At 71.8% G+C, this 19,436-nt stretch carries 20 protein-coding genes; 11 read left to right on the top strand and 9 right to left on the bottom strand.

Annotation, left to right across the window (positions count from 1 at the left end; all coding sequences use genetic code 11):
- Positions 1-90: 90 nt before the first annotated feature.
- From AB0368_RS07940 to AB0368_RS07950, 3 genes are read right to left on the bottom strand one after another with little or no spacing between them, the layout of a single operon-like run.
- Complete coding sequence (locus AB0368_RS07940; RefSeq protein ID WP_366153046.1) at positions 91-963, bottom strand: P1 family peptidase; 873 nt, start codon at positions 961-963, stop codon at positions 91-93.
- A gap of 13 nt (positions 964-976) precedes the next feature.
- Positions 977-1,780, bottom strand: coding sequence for an SAM-dependent methyltransferase (locus AB0368_RS07945; protein ID WP_366153047.1), 804 nt, complete (start codon positions 1,778-1,780; stop codon positions 977-979).
- Between the two features lie 55 nt (positions 1,781-1,835).
- Entirely contained in the window at positions 1,836-2,504 is a 669-nt protein-coding gene (locus AB0368_RS07950) for an NADPH-dependent F420 reductase (protein ID WP_366153048.1), read from the bottom strand.
- An 88-nt stretch (positions 2,505-2,592) separates the two neighbouring features.
- Here AB0368_RS07950 and AB0368_RS07955 point away from each other — a divergent pair, with 88 nt between their 5' ends.
- On the top strand, positions 2,593-4,209 hold the full coding sequence (locus AB0368_RS07955; protein WP_366153049.1) for an amidohydrolase: 1,617 nt from the start codon (positions 2,593-2,595) through the stop codon (positions 4,207-4,209).
- On the opposite strand, the gene AB0368_RS07960 is transcribed toward AB0368_RS07955, so the two are convergent.
- Entirely contained in the window at positions 4,188-4,931 is a 744-nt protein-coding gene (locus tag AB0368_RS07960; protein WP_366153050.1) for a hypothetical protein, read from the bottom strand. The genes AB0368_RS07955 and AB0368_RS07960 overlap by 22 nt on opposite strands.
- 399 nt (positions 4,932-5,330) lie before the next feature.
- On the opposite strand from AB0368_RS07960, the gene AB0368_RS07965 reads away from it, so the two are divergent.
- Positions 5,331-5,531, top strand: a complete 201-nt coding sequence (locus AB0368_RS07965; RefSeq protein WP_366153051.1) for a cold-shock protein — start codon at positions 5,331-5,333, stop codon at positions 5,529-5,531.
- 46 nt (positions 5,532-5,577) lie between these two features.
- On the opposite strand, the gene AB0368_RS07970 is transcribed toward AB0368_RS07965, so the two are convergent.
- Entirely contained in the window at positions 5,578-6,045 is a 468-nt protein-coding gene (locus AB0368_RS07970) for a 50S ribosomal protein L11 methyltransferase (protein ID WP_366153052.1), read from the bottom strand.
- Between the two features lie 345 nt (positions 6,046-6,390).
- Positions 6,391-6,918, bottom strand: a complete 528-nt coding sequence (locus tag AB0368_RS07975; protein ID WP_366153053.1) for a hypothetical protein — start codon at positions 6,916-6,918, stop codon at positions 6,391-6,393.
- A 139-nt stretch (positions 6,919-7,057) separates the two neighbouring features.
- Between AB0368_RS07975 and AB0368_RS07980 the strand changes: the two genes are divergently transcribed.
- From AB0368_RS07980 to AB0368_RS07995, 4 genes are all read left to right on the top strand, one after another.
- On the top strand, positions 7,058-7,576 hold the full coding sequence (locus AB0368_RS07980; protein WP_366153054.1) for a SigE family RNA polymerase sigma factor: 519 nt from the start codon (positions 7,058-7,060) through the stop codon (positions 7,574-7,576).
- Positions 7,573-8,256 (top strand): hypothetical protein, encoded by a 684-nt coding sequence (locus AB0368_RS07985; protein ID WP_366153055.1) that lies wholly within the window; start codon positions 7,573-7,575, stop codon positions 8,254-8,256. Before AB0368_RS07980 ends, AB0368_RS07985 begins: the two co-directional genes overlap by 4 nt.
- Positions 8,253-9,332, top strand: coding sequence for an amidoligase family protein (locus AB0368_RS07990; RefSeq protein ID WP_366153056.1), 1,080 nt, complete (start codon positions 8,253-8,255; stop codon positions 9,330-9,332). The genes AB0368_RS07985 and AB0368_RS07990 overlap by 4 nt, the downstream gene beginning before the upstream one ends.
- Before the next feature lie 94 nt (positions 9,333-9,426).
- Positions 9,427-10,635: a cytochrome P450 gene (locus AB0368_RS07995; protein WP_366153057.1), complete on the top strand. Its 1,209-nt coding sequence runs from the start codon at positions 9,427-9,429 to the stop codon at positions 10,633-10,635.
- Between the two features lie 51 nt (positions 10,636-10,686).
- Here AB0368_RS07995 and AB0368_RS08000 read toward each other — a convergent pair whose 3' ends face one another.
- Positions 10,687-12,285 carry an alpha/beta hydrolase gene (locus tag AB0368_RS08000; RefSeq protein ID WP_366153058.1) on the bottom strand — a complete coding sequence of 533 codons (1,599 nt, stop codon included), beginning with the start codon at positions 12,283-12,285 and terminating at the stop codon, positions 10,687-10,689.
- A 97-nt stretch (positions 12,286-12,382) separates the two neighbouring features.
- Positions 12,383-12,685, bottom strand: a complete 303-nt coding sequence (locus AB0368_RS08005) for a DUF1905 domain-containing protein (RefSeq protein ID WP_366153059.1) — start codon at positions 12,683-12,685, stop codon at positions 12,383-12,385.
- Between the two features lie 225 nt (positions 12,686-12,910).
- On the opposite strand from AB0368_RS08005, the gene AB0368_RS08010 reads away from it, so the two are divergent.
- From AB0368_RS08010 to AB0368_RS08025, 4 genes are all read left to right on the top strand, one after another.
- Entirely contained in the window at positions 12,911-13,141 is a 231-nt protein-coding gene (locus AB0368_RS08010; protein WP_366153060.1) for a hypothetical protein, read from the top strand.
- Positions 13,142-13,169: 28 nt separating this feature from the next.
- Positions 13,170-14,198, top strand: a complete 1,029-nt coding sequence (locus AB0368_RS08015; RefSeq protein WP_366153061.1) for a metallophosphoesterase — start codon at positions 13,170-13,172, stop codon at positions 14,196-14,198.
- A gap of 85 nt (positions 14,199-14,283) precedes the next feature.
- The gene (locus AB0368_RS08020; protein WP_366153062.1) at positions 14,284-15,867 is read left to right on the top strand and encodes a cellulase family glycosylhydrolase; all 1,584 of its coding nucleotides are present in this window, start codon (positions 14,284-14,286) and stop codon (positions 15,865-15,867) included.
- Positions 15,868-16,146: 279 nt separating this feature from the next.
- Positions 16,147-16,629 carry a hypothetical protein gene (locus AB0368_RS08025; protein ID WP_366153063.1) on the top strand — a complete coding sequence of 161 codons (483 nt, stop codon included), beginning with the start codon at positions 16,147-16,149 and terminating at the stop codon, positions 16,627-16,629.
- 361 nt (positions 16,630-16,990) lie between these two features.
- Here the strand turns inward: AB0368_RS08025 and AB0368_RS08030 are convergent, their stop codons facing one another.
- Positions 16,991-18,280: a DMT family transporter gene (locus AB0368_RS08030; RefSeq protein ID WP_366153064.1), complete on the bottom strand. Its 1,290-nt coding sequence runs from the start codon at positions 18,278-18,280 to the stop codon at positions 16,991-16,993.
- 70 nt (positions 18,281-18,350) lie between these two features.
- Here AB0368_RS08030 and AB0368_RS08035 point away from each other — a divergent pair, with 70 nt between their 5' ends.
- Positions 18,351-18,821 carry an Lrp/AsnC family transcriptional regulator gene (locus AB0368_RS08035; RefSeq protein WP_366153065.1) on the top strand — a complete coding sequence of 157 codons (471 nt, stop codon included), beginning with the start codon at positions 18,351-18,353 and terminating at the stop codon, positions 18,819-18,821.
- The last annotated feature ends 615 nt before the right edge of the window (positions 18,822-19,436 follow it).

A 19,436-nucleotide genomic window follows, 5' to 3' on the forward strand; every position in this document is an offset into this window, starting at 1 on the left:
AGCGGCCAGCCGGCCCGGCACCGGCGGTCGGCGCGGCACTGTCCGTGGTGGAATCGTAGCGAGCGGCCGCCCACCGGCGGGGATCGGCTGTCAGCCCGGCCCGAGGGCCGGCCTCACCGCCGTCCGGATCGCCTCCGCCACGGTCTCGGCGGCGGTGGCACGGACGAGATCGAGGTCGACGCCGTCGGTCACCTCGCCGGTCGCCAGCGCGACCACCGCATCGCCGTCGAAGCGGGAATGCGCAGGGTGGAGGGCACGCGCGAAGCCCGTGTGGCCGCTCTGCGCCAGCAGGAAGCAGTCGACCTTGGACAGCCGGGCATTCGTCAGGACCACCGCCACGGTCGTGTTCGCGATCCCGAACGGCGCCTCGGTGCCGGCGACGGCAGCGGTCCCACCGAACAGCGGTGACCCGTCCCCCGCCAGCACGTCGCCCCAGGCATTGACCGCGACCACCGCGGCGACCTGCACCGGGCCGGCGGCGCGAACGGCCTGGCCGAGACCGCCGGGGTCCTGCCGCAGCCGCCACGAGCCCGTCGACGCGCCGGTGGCGGCACCGACGCGGCCGGTGCCGAACGGCTCGCCGGACCACGCGGCCAGCGCGGCCGCCCGGCCGGCGGCGGCATCCGGCGGCCCGGTCCGCACCGAGCCGTCGAAGATCGACATTCCGACCACGATCGGCACGGGACCCGCCGGCGTGGGAAAGCCGGCGCCGCGCTCCCGCAGCAGGCCCATCACCCCGTCGGCCGCAGCCAGGCCGAACGCCGAGCCGCCGGACAGCACCACGGCGTCCACCCGGTTCACCAGCCGCGTCGGATCCAGCAGCGCGAACTCCCGGGTCGCCGGCGCGCCGCCGCGCACCTCTCCGGAGGCCACCGTCCCCGGCGGCGGCAGGATGACGGTCACGCCGGTGCCGGCACCGGTCCAATGGCCGGCGTACGCCGACAGCAGCTGCGGTCGAGTCATCCCCCGATCATCCCTAAGGCTTACGGGCCACGGCGCCGTACTCGTCGACTTCGCGCAGCTCCTCGGGGCTCGCATCCGGGGCGGGACGCCACCGCGCGCACGGCACCAGCCCCGGCTCCACGACGTCCAGCCCGGTCAGGAACGTGGACAGCTCGTCCGGGGTCCGCAGGTGGTAGGAGAGGGGCGCGTTGGCGTTCCACACCCCGATCGCCTCCTCGAAGGCCGGCCCGTCGATCACGTTGGTGCCGTCCGCGGTGACCAGGTAGCTGCCCGACGGCAGGCCGGCGAGCAGCCGCCGCACGATCGAGGCCGCCTCGTCCAGGCCGGGAACGTGCCCGAGGATGTTCATGAGGATGAGGCCGACCGGCCGCGACAGGTCGAGGGTGCTGCGCCCGGCCAGCTCCAGGATCGTGCCCGGATCCTGAAGGTCGGCGTCGAGATACTCGGTCACCCCCTGCGGGGTACCGGTCAGCAGGGCCCGGGCGTACGCGAGGACCATCGGATCGTTGTCCACGTAGACGATCCGGGCCTCCGGGTCCGCCGCCTGTGCGACCTGGTGGGTGTTGTCCACGGTCGGCAGCCCCGTACCGATGTCGAGCAGCTGCCGGATCCCCCGCTCCGCCACCAGGAAGGTCACCGCGCGGGTGAGGAAGGCGCGTGAACTGCGCGCCACCACCTCGATGTCCGGATAGAGGCCGGCGAACTGGTCGCCGACCTCCCGATCCGCCTGGAAGTTGTCCTTGCCGCCGAGCCAGTAGTTCCACACCCGCGCGGAATGCGGCACGGTCTCGTCGATCTGTGCTCGCTCACTGCTCACCGGACCACGGTAGCGACTGACGTGCACGGTGGTCGATGGGTTGGCGGCAACCGGCTCAGCGCTTGGCGGCCGCGACCGCCTCCCGCACCGCCGCGGCCGGCGCCGGGGTGCCCGCCGGGTCCTCGAAGGACCCGTACGGCGCGCCGTAGGCGGGAGTGTCCGGCTGCAGGCGCCACCCCTCGGCCAGTGGCCCGGCGTCGACGGTGTCGTAGCCGATCGCGTCCAGGAACGCGGTCACGGCCTCCTTCGCCGCCGCGTCGTCGCCCGCGACCGTGAGCGCCGTACGATCGGCAGCCCCCGCCGGCCGGGTCAGCGAGGCGAGGTGGCGGAAGTAGATGTTGTTGAAGGCCTTGACCACCCGGGCGCCGCCCAGGCGCCGCTGCAGCAGCTCGCTGCTGGTGGCGGAGGCGTCGTCGAGCTCCGGGAACCGCCCGTCGCGCTGCGGGTAGTAGTTGTTCGTGTCGATGACCACCTTGCCGGCCAGCGGCTCGGCGGGCACGTCGCCGTACGCCTTGAACGGCACCGTCACCACCACGATGTCGCCGTCCGCCGCCGCGTCGGCGGGGCGCCCGGCCCGCGCGTGCGGTCCGAGCTCGTCGGTCAGGGCCTTGAGGGTCTCGGGACCGCGGGAGTTGCTGAGCACCACGTCGTAGCCGGCCGCGACGGCCAGCCGTGCCACGGTGCCGCCGATGTTCCCGCTACCGATGAAACCGATCGTCGTCATACCTGCCGCGAACCCGCGCGCGGCACGAACCATTCCGGCCGCCTGGCGGGTGTCGCGTTCGCCACTCTCGCGTGCCATCCTCCTGCCCATGGACCTGCTGTTCACCGGCGGCCCGCTGTTCGGCACCGACGCCACCACCCTGCTCGTCCGCGACGGCCGCATCCTCGCCGCCGGCCACGATGACGTCCGCGACCTCGCCCGGCCCGGCGCGGAGGTGGTGGACCTCGCCGGACGGCTGCTGCTGCCGGGTTTCCAGGACGCGCACGTCCACGCCGTGTTCGGCGGTCTCGAACTGGGCCAGTGCGATCTCGCCGGCACCACCGACCCGGGCGAATACCTGCGGCGGATCAGCGCATACGCGGCGGCTCACCCGGACGCCGAGTGGATCGTCGGCGGCGGCTGGTCGATGGAGAGCTTCGCGGGCGGCGTACCCGGAAAGGATCTCCTGGACGGTGTCACCCGGGGCCGTCCGGCGTTCCTGATGAACCGCGACCACCACGGCGCGTGGGTCAACAGCCGGGCGCTGGAGCTGGCCGGCATCACCGCCGCCACCCCGGACCCGGCCGACGGGCGCATCGACCGCGGGGCCGGCGGGGAGCCGGCCGGCGGGCTCCAGGAGGGCGCCATGGCGCTGGTCGCCGCGCTGGTGCCGGCAGCCACCGCCGCTGACCGCCTGGCCGGGCTGCACCGCGCCCAGCGGCTGCTGCACTCGCTCGGGGTCACCGCCTGGCAGGACGCCATGCTCTGTGCGGCCAACGGCTATCCCGACGTGTCGGACGCCTACCTGGCCGCCGCGACCGACGGCACGCTGCTCTCCCGGGTCGCCGGCGCCCTGTGGTGGGACCGCGACCTGGGCGCCGAGCAGATTCCCACCCTCGTGGAGCGCCGGGAGAGGTTCACGACGGGGCCGCTGCGGTGCCACACGGTGAAGCTGATGCTCGACGGCGTAGCGGAGAACTTCACGGCCGCCATGACCGCCCCGTACCGCGACGCCTGCGGGCAGCCGACCACCAACAGCGGACTGTCGTTCATCGACCCCCTGGCGCTGCGCGAGCATGTCACCGCGCTCGACGCCCTCGGCTTCCAGGTGCACTTCCACGCGCTCGGCGACCGGGCCGTCCGCGAGGCCCTCGACGCGGTGGCCGCCGCGCGGGCCGCGAACGGCACCCGCGACACCCGTCCCCACCTGGCGCATCTGCAGGTCGTCGATCCCGGCGACGTCCCGCGCTTCGCGCAGCTGGACGCCACCGCCACCGTGCAGGCGCTGTGGGCCGCCCATGAGCCGCAGATGGACGAGCTGACCATCCCGTTCCTCGACCCGGCCCTGGCCGCGCGGCAGTACCCCTTCGGGGACCTGTGGCGCGCCGGTGCGCGGCTGGCGGCCGGCAGCGACTGGCCGGTCAGCAGCCCCGACCCGCTGCTGGGCGTACACGTCGCGGTGAACCGGGTGCTCGCGGGCGAGGACCGGCCGCCGTTCCTGCCGGGGCAGCGGCTCGGGCCGGCGACGGCGCTGCGGGCGTACACGAGCGGGTCGGCGTACGTGAACCGGCTCGACGACACCGGCACCCTGGCGGCCGGGAACCGGGCGGATCTCGTCGTGCTCGACCGCGACCCGTTCGCCGGTCCGCCGGAGGCGTTCGGCGAGACCCGGGTGGCGCTCACCTATGTCGGCGGCGAGCGGGTCTATTCGTCGCGCGACGCGTGAGCACCGTATCGCCGCCGGGATTCCTCGTCCGCGACGTCCTCCTCGGCCCTGTCCTCGGCCACCCCGTCGCCGGCCTGCTCGGGCTCGCCCGGCGCCTCGGCGTCTGCGGCCACGACCGGCGCCGGCACGTCCGGAAGGTCCCCGGTCACCTGCGGCTGGTCCACCCACAGCGCCCGCAGCTGGCTCTGCATGAACGAGGTGAGCCGGCCGCGGTACTCGCGGTCGAACTTCTCGAGCGCCTCGATCTGCTGCTGGAGCGCCTCGCGGCGGGCGCCGAGGCTGCCGACCACGTCGTCGTGGCGCTGCTGGGCCGCCAGCCGCAGCTGGTCGGCGTTCGCCTGCGCGTCGGCGGTGATGCGGCCGGCCTCGCCGCGGGCCTCCAGGACCACCTTCGCGGCGATGCGCTGGGCCTCCTCGGTGCGCGCCTGCGCCTCCCGGGCGGTCTGCTCGGCCGCAGCCCGCGCGTCGAACAGCACCTGCTCCGCCTCGCGCCGCACGTTGTGCGCGTGCATCTGCGCCTCGCGCTCGATCTCCTCCGCGGCGGCGAGCGCCTCGGTGCGGATCTTGTCGGCCTGCTGCTGCGCCTTGGCGAGGTGATCCTCGGCGGTGCGCTGGGCCATGGTCAGCACCTGCAGCGCCTGGTTCGACGGGACGCCGGGGCCGGCCGGGGAGAGCAGCACGTGCTCCGAGGTCGCACTTTCCGGGGAAGTCCCGTTGAACATCACTCTCACACGATCCTTCATCCGATTGTCCGACACCGGAGACCTCCACAGGTGGCCCGAGAACGGCGGCATGCTATCAACGTGACCAGCAAATACGCGAGGGGTCGCGACGTGATGGAATAGTCACTCTCGGTGATATATGAATAATGACATCGGCTCTCATTAATTGATTTCCGGGCCGCTCTCCCTTTCCGTGGTACCGTTACCGGGTTGCAGTTTTGATTTCCGTTGACGTCACCGGCGCCTGATGGGTATCTGAGCCCGCCAGGCGCTCTTTGTTCCCCGCGGATCTTTTGCCATCCTTCGCCGCCGGACGGCGGAGTGGTTGGACGGGTGATCAACGCGGCGACACACGGAATCCCGCGCGGTGCGGGTTCCCCAGTGCTGCAAGGAGCGGACATGGCTTTCGGAACCGTCAAGTGGTTCAACGGCGACAAAGGCTTCGGATTCATCACCCAGGACGACGGCGGCGATGTGTTCGCGCATTTCTCCGCGATCGCGGCGGACGGTTACCGCAGCCTCGAGGAGAACCAGCGGGTCGAGTTCGACGTCACCCAGGGCGCCAAGGGCCTGCAGGCGTCGAACATCCGCATCGTCTGAGTCCTCCCCGAGGCACGAACGGCCCGCTGGTTCGGCGGGCCGTTCGTCATGTCCGGGGCAGTTCCGGCAGGGGCGATTCGGGGCGGCGGGCCCGGAACACGGCCGGCCGGCGTTCCCGGTGGTCGTCCGCCGGACCCAGGTGCGGTCGGTCGTAGGCGGCGACCCGGTCCATGAGCCCGTCCGGCACGTGCCCCCGGCCGGGATCGCCCGCCAGCACCAGCGCGCCGCGGGCCGCCTGCCGGGTCAGGAACTTGAGCACCCGGACGGCGAGACCTTCCTCGTACAGCCCGTCGCCCGCGAGGATGACGTCGGCACCCTCGCCGTCGCCGTCCAGCAGGTCGTGGGGCAGACAGGTCACCCCGCCGACGTCGTTGGCCACGGCGTTGGCCTTGATGGCCGCCGTCGCGTACGGGTCGATGTCGTTGGCCAGGACCTCCGCCGCGCCGGCCCGGGCCGCGGCGATCGCGACCAGACCGGAGCCGGAGGCCACGTCGAGCACCCGGCGCCCGGCCACCAGCGCCGGATGGTCCAGGACGTAGCGGGCCAGCGCCTGCCCGCCGGACCAGGCGGAGGCCCAGAACGGTGGCTGCAGCCGGCGCCCCTCGGCCGCCTCGAGGCGGGCCCAGAGCAGCGTGGGGTCCTCCGCCAGGAGCAGCCGGATCTCGGGGACGAGCGCGACGGTTCGCAGCGACAGCCCGTCGCCGGCCGGTCTCGCCGTCGTGACGCCTTCGGCACTCAGCCATGGCGTCAGCGAGCGCGGCGGATCGTTTTCCTTCTCGAGTATTCCGATGTCACATCACCCCCATGAGAATTTAGTGCACCCGGGGTCCGCACTGGCCGCGGGGGGGGGCGGTGAAATCTAATGACAGCCGATCGCGGCCGTCATTGCGGTGATCACCGCAGCGATCGCGCCTGGCACCGGAACGCCGAATGCCGAACTGGATCCGCCGTTCGCCGCGGCCAGAATGAAGCCGCCGCAGATGCAGAGCAACAGGACGAGCGACACCACCATCAGCGCGATGGTGGCCGCCATCCCCGGATACTTCTGCGGGGGCGTTCCGAGCGCGCCGCCCATGAAAACGATCATCGGGGCCCGGTACTCGAGCTCGACGGTCTGTCCGGGATGCACCGCGATGCCGAGGTCCGCGACGCCGATGCGCGACGGGATCAGATACGGCACGTGCACGTGGACGTGGTGCTGACCGGGCACGACGGGCAGAACCGTGCGGCCCCAGGCGTTCGCGGCCGGATGACCGTTGATCTCGACCTGCGGCTTGAACAGTCCGAGCATGAAGGCGAGCGGGTGGTACTTGACCGTCAGGGCGATGGCACCGCCACCCTGCGGCGCCCCGGGTGGCGGGTAGGCGCCGGGCTGCTGCTCGTACACGATCGGTCCTCCCGGTGATCTGGTCGGCGCAGAATACTGGCCGTCCCGGCGTGGCCGGCCGACGGGGTCGGCCGGGTGGTCACGAAATTCCTCCGGATCTCCGTTGCACATCCGGGGCGGGACCGGCGTCCTAGACGATGTGACCTTCGAGCAATTCGCGATGGCCCGGCTTCCGAGCCTGCTGCGGTACGCGGTCGTCCTCACCGGCGACCGCGAGCTCGCGCAGGACGTCGTCCAGGAGGTCCTGGCCCGGGCGCACGTGCGATGGCGCCGCATCAGTGACGCCGACTCACCCGAGGCGTACGTCCGCCGCATGGTGCTCAACGAGTACCTGTCCTGGCGGCGCAGCTGGGCGGCCCGCAACGTGCACGCCGTGGGTGAGCGGCTGGTGGACCTCGACGACGCCCGTGGCGGCGTCGGCGACCACGCCCAGGACGTAGTGGAGGCCGACGAGCTGTGGAAGCGGCTGGCCACGCTCGGCCGCAAGCAGCGGGCAGTGCTGGTGCTGCGTTATTACGAGCAGCTGGACGACGTGGCGATCGCCGATCTCATCGGCTGCTCACCGGCGACCGTCCGCAGCCACGCGTCGAGGGCACTGAAGACTCTCCGGCTGACGTCGGAGCGATACGCCATGATCCACGCCGAGGAGACGTCGTGATCGACAACGGAGAAAGGCTTCGCGAAGCCTTCGAGAGACATGAACACCTGACACCCGACCCGGCAGACGTCTATGCCCGTGTCCAGGAGCTGTCCCGCAGCTACCAGCGGCGCCGGTGGGGCGTCCAGGCCGCGGGCGGTGCCGTGCTCGGCGCCGGCCTCATCGCCGGGGTGATCACGCTGCCGGGGATGCTGCCCGGACAGGGATCCACCGGCTCGGGGAACATGGTCGCCCCGGCGGCCGCCCCGGCGACGCCGTCCGCGGCGCCGTCGTTGTCCCTTCCGCCGCTGCCGGTGGATTCCTCGCTGTCGCCGGCCGAGGAGAAGCTGCAGAAGCAGTACGACGCCTACTTCAACGCCGGTTACGACTACGACGACGCCGTCGAGCTGGCCAAGCTCTGGAAGTTGAACAAGAACGACATCGGGGCCGTGAAGGCGGCGGCCGGAAAGAAGCTGCTGGACGGCAAGAAGCTGCCGATCAAACCCGGCAGCGCCCCCGACGCCCCCGAGCCTCCGCAGTCGAAGGAGGATCAGCGGGTCGAGGCCTTCTTCAACGCCGGCTACGACTACAACGACGCCGTCGAGCTCGCCAAGCTCTGGAAGAAGCCCAACGCGTACGAGGCGAAGGTCCTGGGCGGCAAGAAGCTGCTGGCCGGCGAGACCCTGCCGATCCGGCCGTGATCGCCCCGCTGCACCGGCGTACGGGATTCGAGATCGAGCTGATGGCCCCGCCAGGCCTCAGCCGGCAGACCCTCGCGCGCGACCTGGCCGACCGGTACGGCGGCCGGGTCCACCCGGTGTGGCACCACGACAGCGAACCGTCCCTGGTCCCGGGCCTGGGACGGTTCCTGCACCTGACCCAGGGTTTCGAGGTACGCCGTGACGACGGCAGCCTGCTGTGCACCCTGGTGGACGACGTCACCCTGCTGGCCGGCCTGGATCCGCGGACGCCTCCCGCACCCGGCTGGTTCCGCGTCCTCACCGACGATCCGCGGCTGTTGCGCCTGCTCGCCCGGCACAGCGACCCCGGCGGCACGATCGGGGCGGCGCTCGACGCGACCGCCCAGCTGTGGGCTGCCACGGTGGACCGGCACGGCGGCATCTACCAGCTCGCCGACGCCACCGGCGCGACGATCGCCCTCGCCGCGCCCCAGGGCGGTGAGCGGGAACGCCCCTGCGAGATCGTCACTCCCCCGCTGAGCGCCGGCCACGGCGAGGCGCTGGAGGAGCTGCTCGGCCCGGCCCGCGAGCTGGGCTTCACCGTGCCGCGCGAGGCGGCCGTACACCTGCATCTCGACGGTGCGCCGTTCCGGGAGCCGCATGCCCTGGCCAACGTGGTGCGGCTGTTCGCGTACTGGCGGGAACCGCTGCGCGCGATGCTCCAGACGAACCCGGCGTGCCGACGGCTGGCCCCGCTGCCGGAGCCTCTGGTCCGGGCCGTCGACGGCATCCCGTCGTACGAGCAGCTGTGCGAGGCGGCGGAGGTCGGCGGGCTGACGAAGTTCTTCGACGTCAATCTGACCCAGCTGCTGACCGCCACGCCGCTGCGGGACACCGTCGAGATCCGGATCCTGCCGGGCGCGATCACATCCGACGAGATTCTGCACCGCGGCGCGCTGGTCGAGCTGCTGCTGGAGCGCTGCCTGGATCGGGAGCCCTTCCCGGCCGCCCCGCCGCACGTCGATGCCGCGGTGAACCAGTTGCTGCACCTCGCGGCGCAGGCCCTGGCCCGCCGGGATCCGCTGCCCACACATTGAGAAGCGTCACCGTCCGGCATGGACGGTCGGTGTCCGCGCTACTACTATCCGTGTCTGGAACGTAGCTCAGAGTCCTCGATGACAGGAGCACGCGTTGACTGACACGCGCCAGGCACCCACGGCACGCCGATACCCGTTCAGCGAGCCGGACCGGCTCGACCTCGACCCGCTCTACGCGCGGCTGAGACGCACGGATCCGGTGACCCGGGTACGCCTGCCGTTCGGCGAGGAGGCCTGGCTCGCCACCCGCTACCAGGACGTCCGCACCCTGCTGGGCGACCCCCGGTTCAGCCGCGCCGCGAGCGTGGGCCGCGACGAGCCCCGCACCACGTCGCAGCAGGTCGGCGGCGGACTGCTCGCCATGGACCCGCCGGATCACAGCAGGCTGCGCCGGCTGGTCGCCAAGGCCTTCACCGCCCGCCGGGTGGAGGAGCTGCGCCCGGCCACGACCGCGATCGCGAACGAGCTGATCGACGCGATGACAGCGGCGGGTCCCCCGGCCGACCTGGTGGAGCACTTCGCCACCCCGCTACCGGTACGGGTGATCTGCCGGCTGCTCGGCGTACCCACCACCGACCAGGAGCTGTTCCGGACGTGGTCGGAGGCGATCGTCTCCACCACCTCGCTGAGCCCTGAGCGGATCGAGGAGTACATCGGCAACCTGCACGCGTACATGGCGAGCCTGATCGCCCAGCGGCGGGTGGCCCCGACCGAGGACCTGATCGGCGCCCTCGTGCAGGCCCGCGACGACGACAACGACCGCTTGAGCGAGGAGGAGATGGTCGAGCTCGCGGCCGGCCTGCTCGCCGCCGGGCACGAGACCACGGTCACCCAGATCCCGAACTTCGTGTACGTGCTCTTCACGAACCCGCCGAAGCTGGCCGAGCTGCGCGCCGACCCGGACCTGGTCCCGGCCGCGGTCGAGGAGCTGCTGCGCTACGTGCCGCTGGGCGCGGCGTCGGCGTTCGCCCGCTACGCCACCGAGGACGTCGAGCTCAGCGGCGTCCTCATCCGGGCCGGCGAGCCGGTGCTCGGCTCGCTCTCCGCCGCCAACCGCGACGGCGAGGTCTTCACCGATCCGGACGGCCTCGACTTCGCCCGCGGGGCCAACCCCCACCTGGGCTTCGGCCACGGCGTGCACCACTGCCTCGGCGCCCAGCTCGCCCGCATGGAGCTCCAGGTGGCGCTGCGGACCCTGCTCGGCCGCCTGCCGGAGCTGCGCCTGGCCGTCGACGAGAAGGACCTGCCGTGGAAGTCGGGCCTGCTGGTCCGCGGCCTGCGGGCCATGCCCGTGTCCTGGTGAGCACGACGGCCCGGGAGCCGCAGCTCCCGGGCCGTCACATCGGCGGGTGGATCAGCGGATGCTGACCAGCTCCCGCAGCGGCGCCCGGCTGGAGCCGCCGGCCGCGCTCAGGCTCTTCGCCGCCGCAGCCGTCGGGTCCGGAACCGGAACCGGCGAGCACTGCTTGTCGGAGCGGTTGCCGTGCACCCGCGTCGGCAGGGCACCGGTGTCCAGGTACGCCGCGATGACGTTGTCGGTGCACGCGACACCGTTCAGCGAACCGGCGTGCGTGGTGCCGCCGACGCCCTCGAGCAGCACGGAACGCGGGAAGCGCTTGCGCACCTCGAGGCTGCCCGAATACGGCGTCGCCGCGTCCTTGGTCTCACTGATCAGCAGGATCGGCGGCGCGTTCTTGCCGTTGACGGTGACCGGCTTGCCGACCTGGCCGCCCCAGTTCCGGCACGGCGCGTTGTACCAGGCGTTGTTCCACGTGATGAAGGGCGCCTTCGCGTACGTACGCCAGTTGTCCCGCTTCCACTTGCCCCAGCTCTGCGGCCACTTGACGTCGGTGCACTGGGTGGCGAGGTACATGGCGTAGCCGTTGTCCGCACCCGGGTCACCGGGAGCGGCGTAGAGGTCCTTCAGCGGGGCGGCATCGCCGTCGTTGACCCAGGCGGCGAACGCCTCGGCGACCTCCTCCCAGCCGAACACGTAGTAGCCGGCCGAGACGAAGATGTCGTTCCACTCGTCGGGGCCGATGAGCCCGCCGGCCGGCGTCCTGCGCAGCTTCTGCAGGGTGCCGTAGTACTTGGCCTTCACGGCCTTGCCGGTGGTGCCGAGGTGGTAGACCTTGTCGTACTTGGCCACCCACTTGAAGTAGACGTCCATGTTCTTGTCGAACGCGAGGTCCTGGTCCAGGTTGGCGTCGTACCAGACCCGCCGCGGGTCGACGTTGCCGTCGAGCACCATCCGGCGCACCTTGCCCGGGTGCAGGGTCGCGTAGACCTGGCCGAGGTAGGTCCCGTACGAGAAGCCGTAGAAGTTGATCTGCTTGGCGCCGAGCGCCTTGCGGATGCTCTCCATGTCGGCGATCGTGTCGGTGGTCTTGACGTGGTCCAGCAGCGCGCCGCCGGCCCGGTTGCAGTCCGCGGCGTACTTCGCGGTCTTCTTCAGCCAGGCCCGCTCCAGCGCACCGGTCTCCGGCACGTAGAACGGCCGGTTGTAGCCCGCGTACTCGACGTCGCAGCTCAGCGCCGGCTGGCTGGAACCGACCCCGCGCGGGTCGAACCCGATCCAGTCGTAGTCCTTGCCGACGCCGCCGGGCACGTACTCGCCGAGCACCGACAGGGTCAGCCCGGAACCGCCGGGACCGCCCGGGTTGGTGAGCATGACGCCCTGGTAGTCGGCCGCGGCCGAGGTGTGCTTGATCCGCGACACGGCAAGCTTGATCTTGGTGCTGCCGGGCCGCGCGTAGTCCAACGGTACGGTCAGCATGCCGCACTGGGCCCCCCGGGCCTGCAGTCCGGCACTGGCACAGGTGCCCCACGTGATCGGCGGCGGGGTGTAACCGGAACCGGCCCCCACCCGGGCCTGGGCGGTGGACGGGATCACGCCGCCACCGACCGCCAGCCCCATCGCCACAGCGGCGGTAGCCGCCAGGATTTTTCTCATCCCTAGCCTCTCCACTGGGCCGCCCGACGCAGGCGGCCTGGAGGAGATTAATCATCCAGCGGCACGGATGCGCTAGGTCCGACCGGCCGATTGACGGTCAGAGATCCAGTAGCTCCACCTCCACCGTGGTGCTGTCGCCCTGGTCCAGGCCCTGCGCACGGCGGACGGCACGCTTGACCGGCATCACGTACGCCTCGCGGCCTTTGCCCGGAAAGATCGAGGTCGTCCACGTCGTCGCGCCGATCCGGGCCCGCACGCGCAGGGAGCCGAAGCCGCGCCGGATGCCCTCCGTCATGTCGCGGATGGTCTCCGACTCCTCGGCGGGCAGGCTGACGAACGTCCAGCTGTCGCCCCGCCGGGCGTCCCAGGTCCACAGCTCTGCATCGAAGACGACGACCATGGGAGCGAGCATCGCACGGGGGTCCGACAGTTCTACGGGACGACGCGGCGGCCCGTGGATCACTCGGCTGCCGGGAGCGGCTCACCCGGCCGGGTGCTGTGCTCACTGTCACCCGCGGGCGTGGATTTCCGCATGCCGAGCCGCCGTTGTGCCATTGGCGGCTTTGTACCGCATCCATCCCCAGCAATGCGGCGTGCGGGCGCGCGCCGGCAAGGAGATATCCCCATGCACCAGATTCCTGACAAGACGGTCCGGGCCGAGGCGGTGTTCGTCTCGCACCTCCAGGCGTCGGACACCCTGGACGCCGAGGTCGTCGACGACACCGTGGGCACGCTGCTGCACCGCGACGGTCCGGCCGGGTGTGCCGCCGGGATGGCGTACGAGTTCGGCGAGCACCCGGACACCGCCGTACCCCGGATGCGCTGGGCGCGTGAGCTGGTCCGTCGCGAGGTTTGAGCAGGTCGGAGGGGGGAAGCCAGCACGGGTGTGGATCAGCCGGTGCGCCGCGGCGCTGCTCGCGGTGACTCTCACCGCCTGCTCGGCCGCTCCGGACGACCGTCCCGGTAACGCCTCCGGCGGCACGCCGTCCCCGGCCGCGTCCGGCGGAGGGCCGCAAGCGGCAAGCCCGGCCGGCAGCCCGGCGCCGGCGACCGGGACACCCGGCGTGACCCGACCCGAGGCCACCGCGCAGGCCGAGGCCGCCGGTGCCACTCCGGCGGTGCTGATCGGCGCCGGCGACATCGCCAGCTGCGAGAGCACGGGTGACAGCCGCACGCTCGCGCTCCTCCAGCGGTTCCCGGGAACGGTCTTCACGCTCGGGGACAACGCCTATCCGAACGGCAGCCGCACGAATTTCGCCCGGTGTTACGGGCCCACGTGGGGGCGGGCCAAGGCCCGGACCAGGCCCGCCGTCGGCAACCACGAGTACCACAGCGGCAGCGCCAGGCCGTACTTCGACTACTTCGGGGCGGCGGCCGGGCCCAGGGGCAAGGGTTACTACTCGTACGACGCCGGCGCGTGGCACGTCGTCGTGCTCAACACGGTGTGCTCGGAGGTGCCGGGCGGCTGCGGCAAGGGCTCGGCCCAGGAGCGGTGGCTGCGGGCGGACCTGGCCGGGAGCGCCGCGGCGTGCACGGTCGCGATGGTGCACCATCCGCTGTTCACCTCGGCCGCCACCCACCCGCCGGCCACCGAGACCCGCCCCCTGGTCCAGGCCCTGTACGACGCCGGCGCCGAGCTCCTCATGGCCGGCCACAACCACGTGTACGAGCGGTTCGCGCCGCAGACCCCGGCCGGGCGCCGGGACACCGCACGGGGCATCCGGGAGATCGTGGCGGGCACCGGGGGCGCAGAACGCTATCCCTTCGGCCGGACGGCGGCGAACAGCGAGCGGCGGAACAACACCACGTACGGGGTGGTGCGGCTGACGCTGCGGCCCGGCTGGTATCGCTGGGACTTCCTGCCGGTGCCGGGCGGCTCGTTCACGGACACCGGCACTGGCCGCTGCCACTGACCGTTGTGGTGGGAGCGCTCCCATGCAACGATGTTCGTCACTGGTTCACATCGGCCACCTCCGACGAGCCGAACGGAGATCCCCCATGGTCCGAAAAGCACTCACCGCAGCCGTCGCCGCAACGGCTGCCGGCGCGGCCCTCATCGTGGGCGCCACCCTGACCGCCTCCCCCGCCTCCGCCGCGGCGGCCGGCACCGGCACCGGCTACCTGCACACCAGCGGCAGCAAGATCGTGGACGGCACCGGCGCGACGGTCCGCATCACCGGCATCAACTGGTTCGGCATGGAGACCGACAACAAGACCTTCCACGGCCTGTGGTCCGCCAACCCGTGGCGCGGCCAGCTCGACACCATGGCCCGGCTCGGCTACAACACGCTGCGCATCCCGTACTCCAACGACGCCCTGCGGCCCGGAGCCACCGCGAGCGGCATCAACGACTTCGTCAACCCGGACCTCGCCGGACTGTCACCGCTGCAGATCCTGGACAAGGTCATCGGGTACGCAGGGAGCAAAGGCATGCGCGTCATCCTCGACCGCCACCGCCCGACCGCCGCCGGCCAGACCGCCCTCTGGTACACCGCCGCCGTACCCGAGTCCACATGGATCAGCGATTGGCAGATGCTCGCCCGCCGGTACGCCGGCAACGCCACCGTGATCGGCGCGGACCTGCACAACGAACCGCACGCGGAGGGCACCAACCCGGCGGCGACCGGCGCCTGCTGGGGCTGCGGCGACACCGCCCGCGACTGGCGCCTGGCCGCGGAACGCGCCGGCAACGCCATCCTGTCCGTCCAGCCGAACTGGCTCATCTTCGTCGAGGGCGTCAGCTGCCCCAGCGGCGGACTGTCGAACGTCTGGGACGGCGACACCAGCAACGACGAGGACTGCGGCTGGTGGGGCGGAAACCTGTCGAAGGCGGGAGACCTCCCGGTCCGCCTCGACCTGCCCGGCCGGGTCGTCTACTCCCCGCACGAGTACGCGACGTCGGTCTACCACCAGGCCTGGTTCGACGACCCGGCGTACCCGGCCAACATGCCGGCCATCTGGGACCACTACTTCGGCTACCTCTCCAAGCAGAACAAGGCGCCGATCATGATGGGCGAGTTCGGCACCACGCTGCAGAACCCGATCGACAAGGTGTGGCTGGAGAACCTCATGGCCTACACGGGTACGGGCGTCGGCGGCATGTCGTTCACGTACTGGTCGTGGAACCCGAACTCGGGCGACACCGGCGGCATCGCACTGGACGACTGGACCTCCATCGACACGGCGAAGCAGGCGATCCTGCAGCCGTACCTGATCCCGCCGGCATCCTCGCCCGGCCCGTCCTCGCCCGGGCCGTCCTCGCCGGCCCCGACCGGCGCCTGCACGGTGAGCTACCACCAGGACAACGCCTGGCAGGGCGGCTTCCAAGGCTCGCTGACGGTGAAGAACACCGGCGGCGCGGCGATCAACCCGTGGTCGGCGAGCTGGACCTGGCCGGGCGGGGTGACGCTGTCCAACGGCTGGAACGCGACGGTGTCGCAGACCGGCACCACGGTGACGGCCACCGCGCCGTCGCACAGCACGTCGCTCGCGGCCGGGGCGTCGGTGACGATCGGCTTCACGGCCAACGGCACGGCAACCGCGCCGGCGGCGGTGAAGCTGGGCTCGGCGACCTGCTCCTGATCGGACGGGGTCCGGCCACCCGGCCGGGCCCCAGCCCGCCGCCGAAGCGCTGCCGGGGCTGCCGGGTTTGCCGGCGGGCTGCCGGGTTTGCCGGCGGGGCCTCCGGCCTGCCGCGGGCTGCTTCGGGGCTGCTTCGGGGCTGCTTCGGGGCTGCTTCCCGGGAAAGTAGGACGCCGCTGCGAATTCCACGGGGGAAGAACTCGCAACGGCGTGCCTTCACGTTATCCGAAGGGAGGCGGTTACGTCCAATCGCGAGCGTGCCGTTGCTACAACGTTTTCATGCGAGCACCGCTACCCAACCCCGAGCTGTACCGCCGGCAGGACGCTCTGCAGGCGGAGGCCGGCGAGGTCCTGGCCGCGCTCGGCGAGGCGGGGTTGTTCGAGGGGGTGAGCCCGCCGCTGCTCACCGGGAGCTACGTCTCCGGCCTGATGTGCTGGCGTGACCTCGACATCATGGTGCTGGGCGGTTGCGTGCAGCCATCACCGCTGATCAGCGCCCCGACGTCCTGCGCATCAAGGACGTGTGGCACCAGCTGCCCGGCTACCCCGACGAGGTCGGGGGCACGGGACATCTACACGGCCGTCCTCGACCACGGCATCCGTACCCCCGAGGAGTTCGGCACGTGGCTGGCCGGAGGCCCCGGCCGCGGCGCCGCGGGTGTCTCACATCCGACACTCCAGCCCGGACGTTGGTGCCGTAACCGATCCCGGACGGCGGAGTCCCGTCCGCCGCCGCGGCGCGCGAGCCAACCGGACGAGTGATTGCCACGCTCTACGCCATGGACAAGGGTGATGATTCCCGACCATTCCGCCGTCGGGGGGAGGCTCACCACGGCATTCATCGAATCCCGGACCGGCTCTCCGAGGCGGGGACAGCCGACCGCAGCAAAGGTGAGTTGATGAGTTCTTCCCCACCCGCATCCGTGAGCCTGCGGCTCCCGCAGGACTGGGTGGAGCTGGACCCGCAGGCCCACGACGTCACCACCGAGCTACGGCAGGCCGTAGCCGCGCGGTGGGCCGGGCACCAGCTCATCACCGAGGACCGGCTGGTCACCCACCTGGCCCCGCCGGCAATGGAACTACGCCGGCTCAGCGCCGAGGCGTACGTGGTGGTCGTCGGCCTCTACGCCGACGTGGTGCCGGTCGCGGGCTCCACCGAGCCCCTGGTGGTCACCGCCCACGCGATGCTCAGCATGTCGCCGCCGGTGGGCTCGCTGGACGACGTACGCGAAAAGCTGGGCGACGACGCGGAGACGGTGACCCTCCCGTCCGGCCCGGCGGCGCGTGTGAGCGGCCCGGTCACCATCCGCGACCGCGCCGGGTACGGCGAGGTGACGGCATACCGGCGCGACTTCCACCTGCCGGTGCCCGGCACGGACAGCGTGGGCACACTGTCGTTCCTGACTCCGAACACGGCACTGGCCTCGGTCTTCGACGACGTCTTCGACGCGGTGGCCGGCACCCTCACCTTCGGCTGGAAAGACTGACCGCCAGGCGGGGACGGGATGCGGGGCTCCTCCGGCGCGGTGAATTCGGGGTGTGGCTCGGGGTGGCGGCCGGCGCGGGCCAGGGACGCGGATGTCAGGCCGATTCCTGCGATTGCCGCGAGTCCTCCTGCGAGCTGGGATGTCGTCAGCGTGTCGCCGAACGCCGCCACGCCCAGGGCTGTGCCGACGATTGGTTCCAGGTTCACGAAGGATGCCGCTGTCTCCGGGGCGATGCGTGTCTGGCCGTACGCGAACAAGGTGAACGGCAGCAACGTCCCGCCCACCGCGAGCCCCGCGATGGCCAGGAGCGGCACGATTCCGGGCAGGTGCCCGGACGGTTGCTCGGTGAGGACGGCGAACGGCAGGGCCGCCGCGGCCCCCGCGCCGAACTGGACGGCGGTGACCGCGGTGACGCTGCGGCCCGCCAGCAGGCTCGGCTGGACGTGCAGGAACGCCGCGGAGAGCAGGGCCGACGCGCCGACCAGGGCGTCACCGGTCAGGGAGGCCTCGCCGCCGCCGTGGGAGGCGATGACGGCGATGCCGAGGCCGGAGATTGCGAGGCCGGTCCAGGCCGGGGCGGCGATGCGGGAGCGGCCGGTGGCGACGCCCAGGGCGGCGGTCAGCAGGGGGGTCGCGCCGAGGATCAGTGCCGAGTGGCTGACGCTGGTGCGGGCGATGCCCATGTTCTGCAGGACGATGACGACGCCGTAGCCGACTGCACCCCAGGTGATCGTGCTCGCCGACACGGCCTGCTGGAGCCGGTGGCGTGCCAGGCAGGCGAGGGGCACGACCGCGACGGCGAATCTCAGGACGGTCAGCCATCCCGGGCCGATGCCGGTCAGTGCCACCTTCGTCAGGGGCACGGTGGTGCCCCAGAGCAGGCCGGCGGCGAGGAGGGCGAGCAGGGTGAGGTGGCGGGAACGCATGGGCTCGATGTTCCGGATCACGGCACAGAATTCGTTCCGCTGCGCTCAGGACGAAACTATATTTGGTCGAATGGCGGTTCGACTTGATGAAATCGACGTCCGGCTGCTCCACGAGCTGCAGGTGGATGCCGACCGCTCCAACCTCGATCTGGCCCGGCTGGTCGGCCTGTCGCCGGCCGCGACCCTCAATCGGGTACGCCGGCTGAAGAAGTCCGGCGTCATCCGGCGCATCGGCGCCCGGATCGAGGCCGCCGAGGCCGGGTTCCCGCTCCAGGTGTACGTGTCGGCGACCCTCGCCCGGCACGAGCCGCGCGCCAGCCGGGCGTTCGAGCAGGCGGTGCTGGCGTTGCCTCAGGTCATCGCCGCCGACTGGGTGGCCGGGGAGATCGACGTGATGCTGCTGGTGGTCGCGCGGGACGTGGCTGAGCTGCAGCACGTCCTCACCCAGCTGTCCATCAAGGGGGCGCAGCGGCTGACCACGCTGCTGCGCCTGCAGGAGATCAAGGGCGCGTCGCCGCTGCCGTTGATCGCCGATGCTTGATGAACGCGGTCGCCGCCGTCCGCAGCAGGTCGAGCAGCCCCCGATAGGTCACCCTGCCCGCCCCGCTCCGGGCGGTGAGCCACGGCGAGCCGGTTCTGTTCGACGGCCCCCACCGCTGATCCTCGGGGCGCGGCTCACAGCACTCCGCGTCGACGAGCCGCCGAACGGCCACAGTGTCGTCACGACCCCGGCCACCGGCCAGACAGCTGGCGGCATCGCGACACCACGTATCAGCGCCCTGAGGGAGACACCCGATCCGCCGGGGCCGGACGCCTGCCCGGCTGGCCGTCGTGGATCGAAGGAAGCTTCTTTCCCTGGCCGCGCTGACCGGCCTGGGTCCCGCCGCTCGCGAAGCCTCGGCCCGGGCCCGGCGGGATCAAGCGATACGAGCTGACGCTCCAGGCCGGCGGCCGTTCGCACTTCCTGCCCGGCCGCACCCACATCCACGAGGTGGCCTTCTGCATCCTCGACGTCAACGGTGCGCCGCCGCCGGCGTGGCAGAGCGGCCCGAGGGACACGGTCTGCCGGCTGGGCATCACCACGGCTGACGTGGGGACCTCGGCCGATCGGCAAGCCGCACCAGCACTTCCGGTTAATCCGTATTGCCCGAAAGGC

Origin of the sequence: Actinoplanes sp. NPDC051475 (assembly GCF_040689425.1) — a bacterium.
Lineage (GTDB): Bacteria > Actinomycetota > Actinomycetes > Mycobacteriales > Micromonosporaceae > Actinoplanes.

Bases quoted from the DNA above. Each gene is read 5' to 3' on its own strand.
- AB0368_RS08025 (WP_366153063.1), top strand. From the start codon at position 16,147: ATGCGAGCACCGCTACCCAACCCCGAGCTGTACCGCCGGCAGGACGCT.
- AB0368_RS08000 (WP_366153058.1), bottom strand. From the start codon at position 12,285: ATGAGAAAAATCCTGGCGGCTACCGCCGCTGTGGCGATGGGGCTGGCG.
- AB0368_RS07950 (WP_366153048.1), bottom strand. From the start codon at position 2,504: ATGACGACGATCGGTTTCATCGGTAGCGGGAACATCGGCGGCACCGTG.
- AB0368_RS08035 (WP_366153065.1), top strand. From the start codon at position 18,351: ATGGCGGTTCGACTTGATGAAATCGACGTCCGGCTGCTCCACGAGCTG.
- AB0368_RS07955 (WP_366153049.1), top strand. From the start codon at position 2,593: ATGGACCTGCTGTTCACCGGCGGCCCGCTGTTCGGCACCGACGCCACC.
- AB0368_RS08005 (WP_366153059.1), bottom strand. From the start codon at position 12,685: ATGGTCGTCGTCTTCGATGCAGAGCTGTGGACCTGGGACGCCCGGCGG.
- AB0368_RS07960 (WP_366153050.1), bottom strand. From the start codon at position 4,931: ATGTTCAACGGGACTTCCCCGGAAAGTGCGACCTCGGAGCACGTGCTG.
- AB0368_RS08030 (WP_366153064.1), bottom strand. From the start codon at position 18,280: ATGCGTTCCCGCCACCTCACCCTGCTCGCCCTCCTCGCCGCCGGCCTG.
- AB0368_RS08010 (WP_366153060.1), top strand. From the start codon at position 12,911: ATGCACCAGATTCCTGACAAGACGGTCCGGGCCGAGGCGGTGTTCGTC.
- AB0368_RS08020 (WP_366153062.1), top strand. From the start codon at position 14,284: ATGGTCCGAAAAGCACTCACCGCAGCCGTCGCCGCAACGGCTGCCGGC.
- AB0368_RS07940 (WP_366153046.1), bottom strand. From the start codon at position 963: ATGACTCGACCGCAGCTGCTGTCGGCGTACGCCGGCCATTGGACCGGT.
- AB0368_RS07965 (WP_366153051.1), top strand. From the start codon at position 5,331: ATGGCTTTCGGAACCGTCAAGTGGTTCAACGGCGACAAAGGCTTCGGA.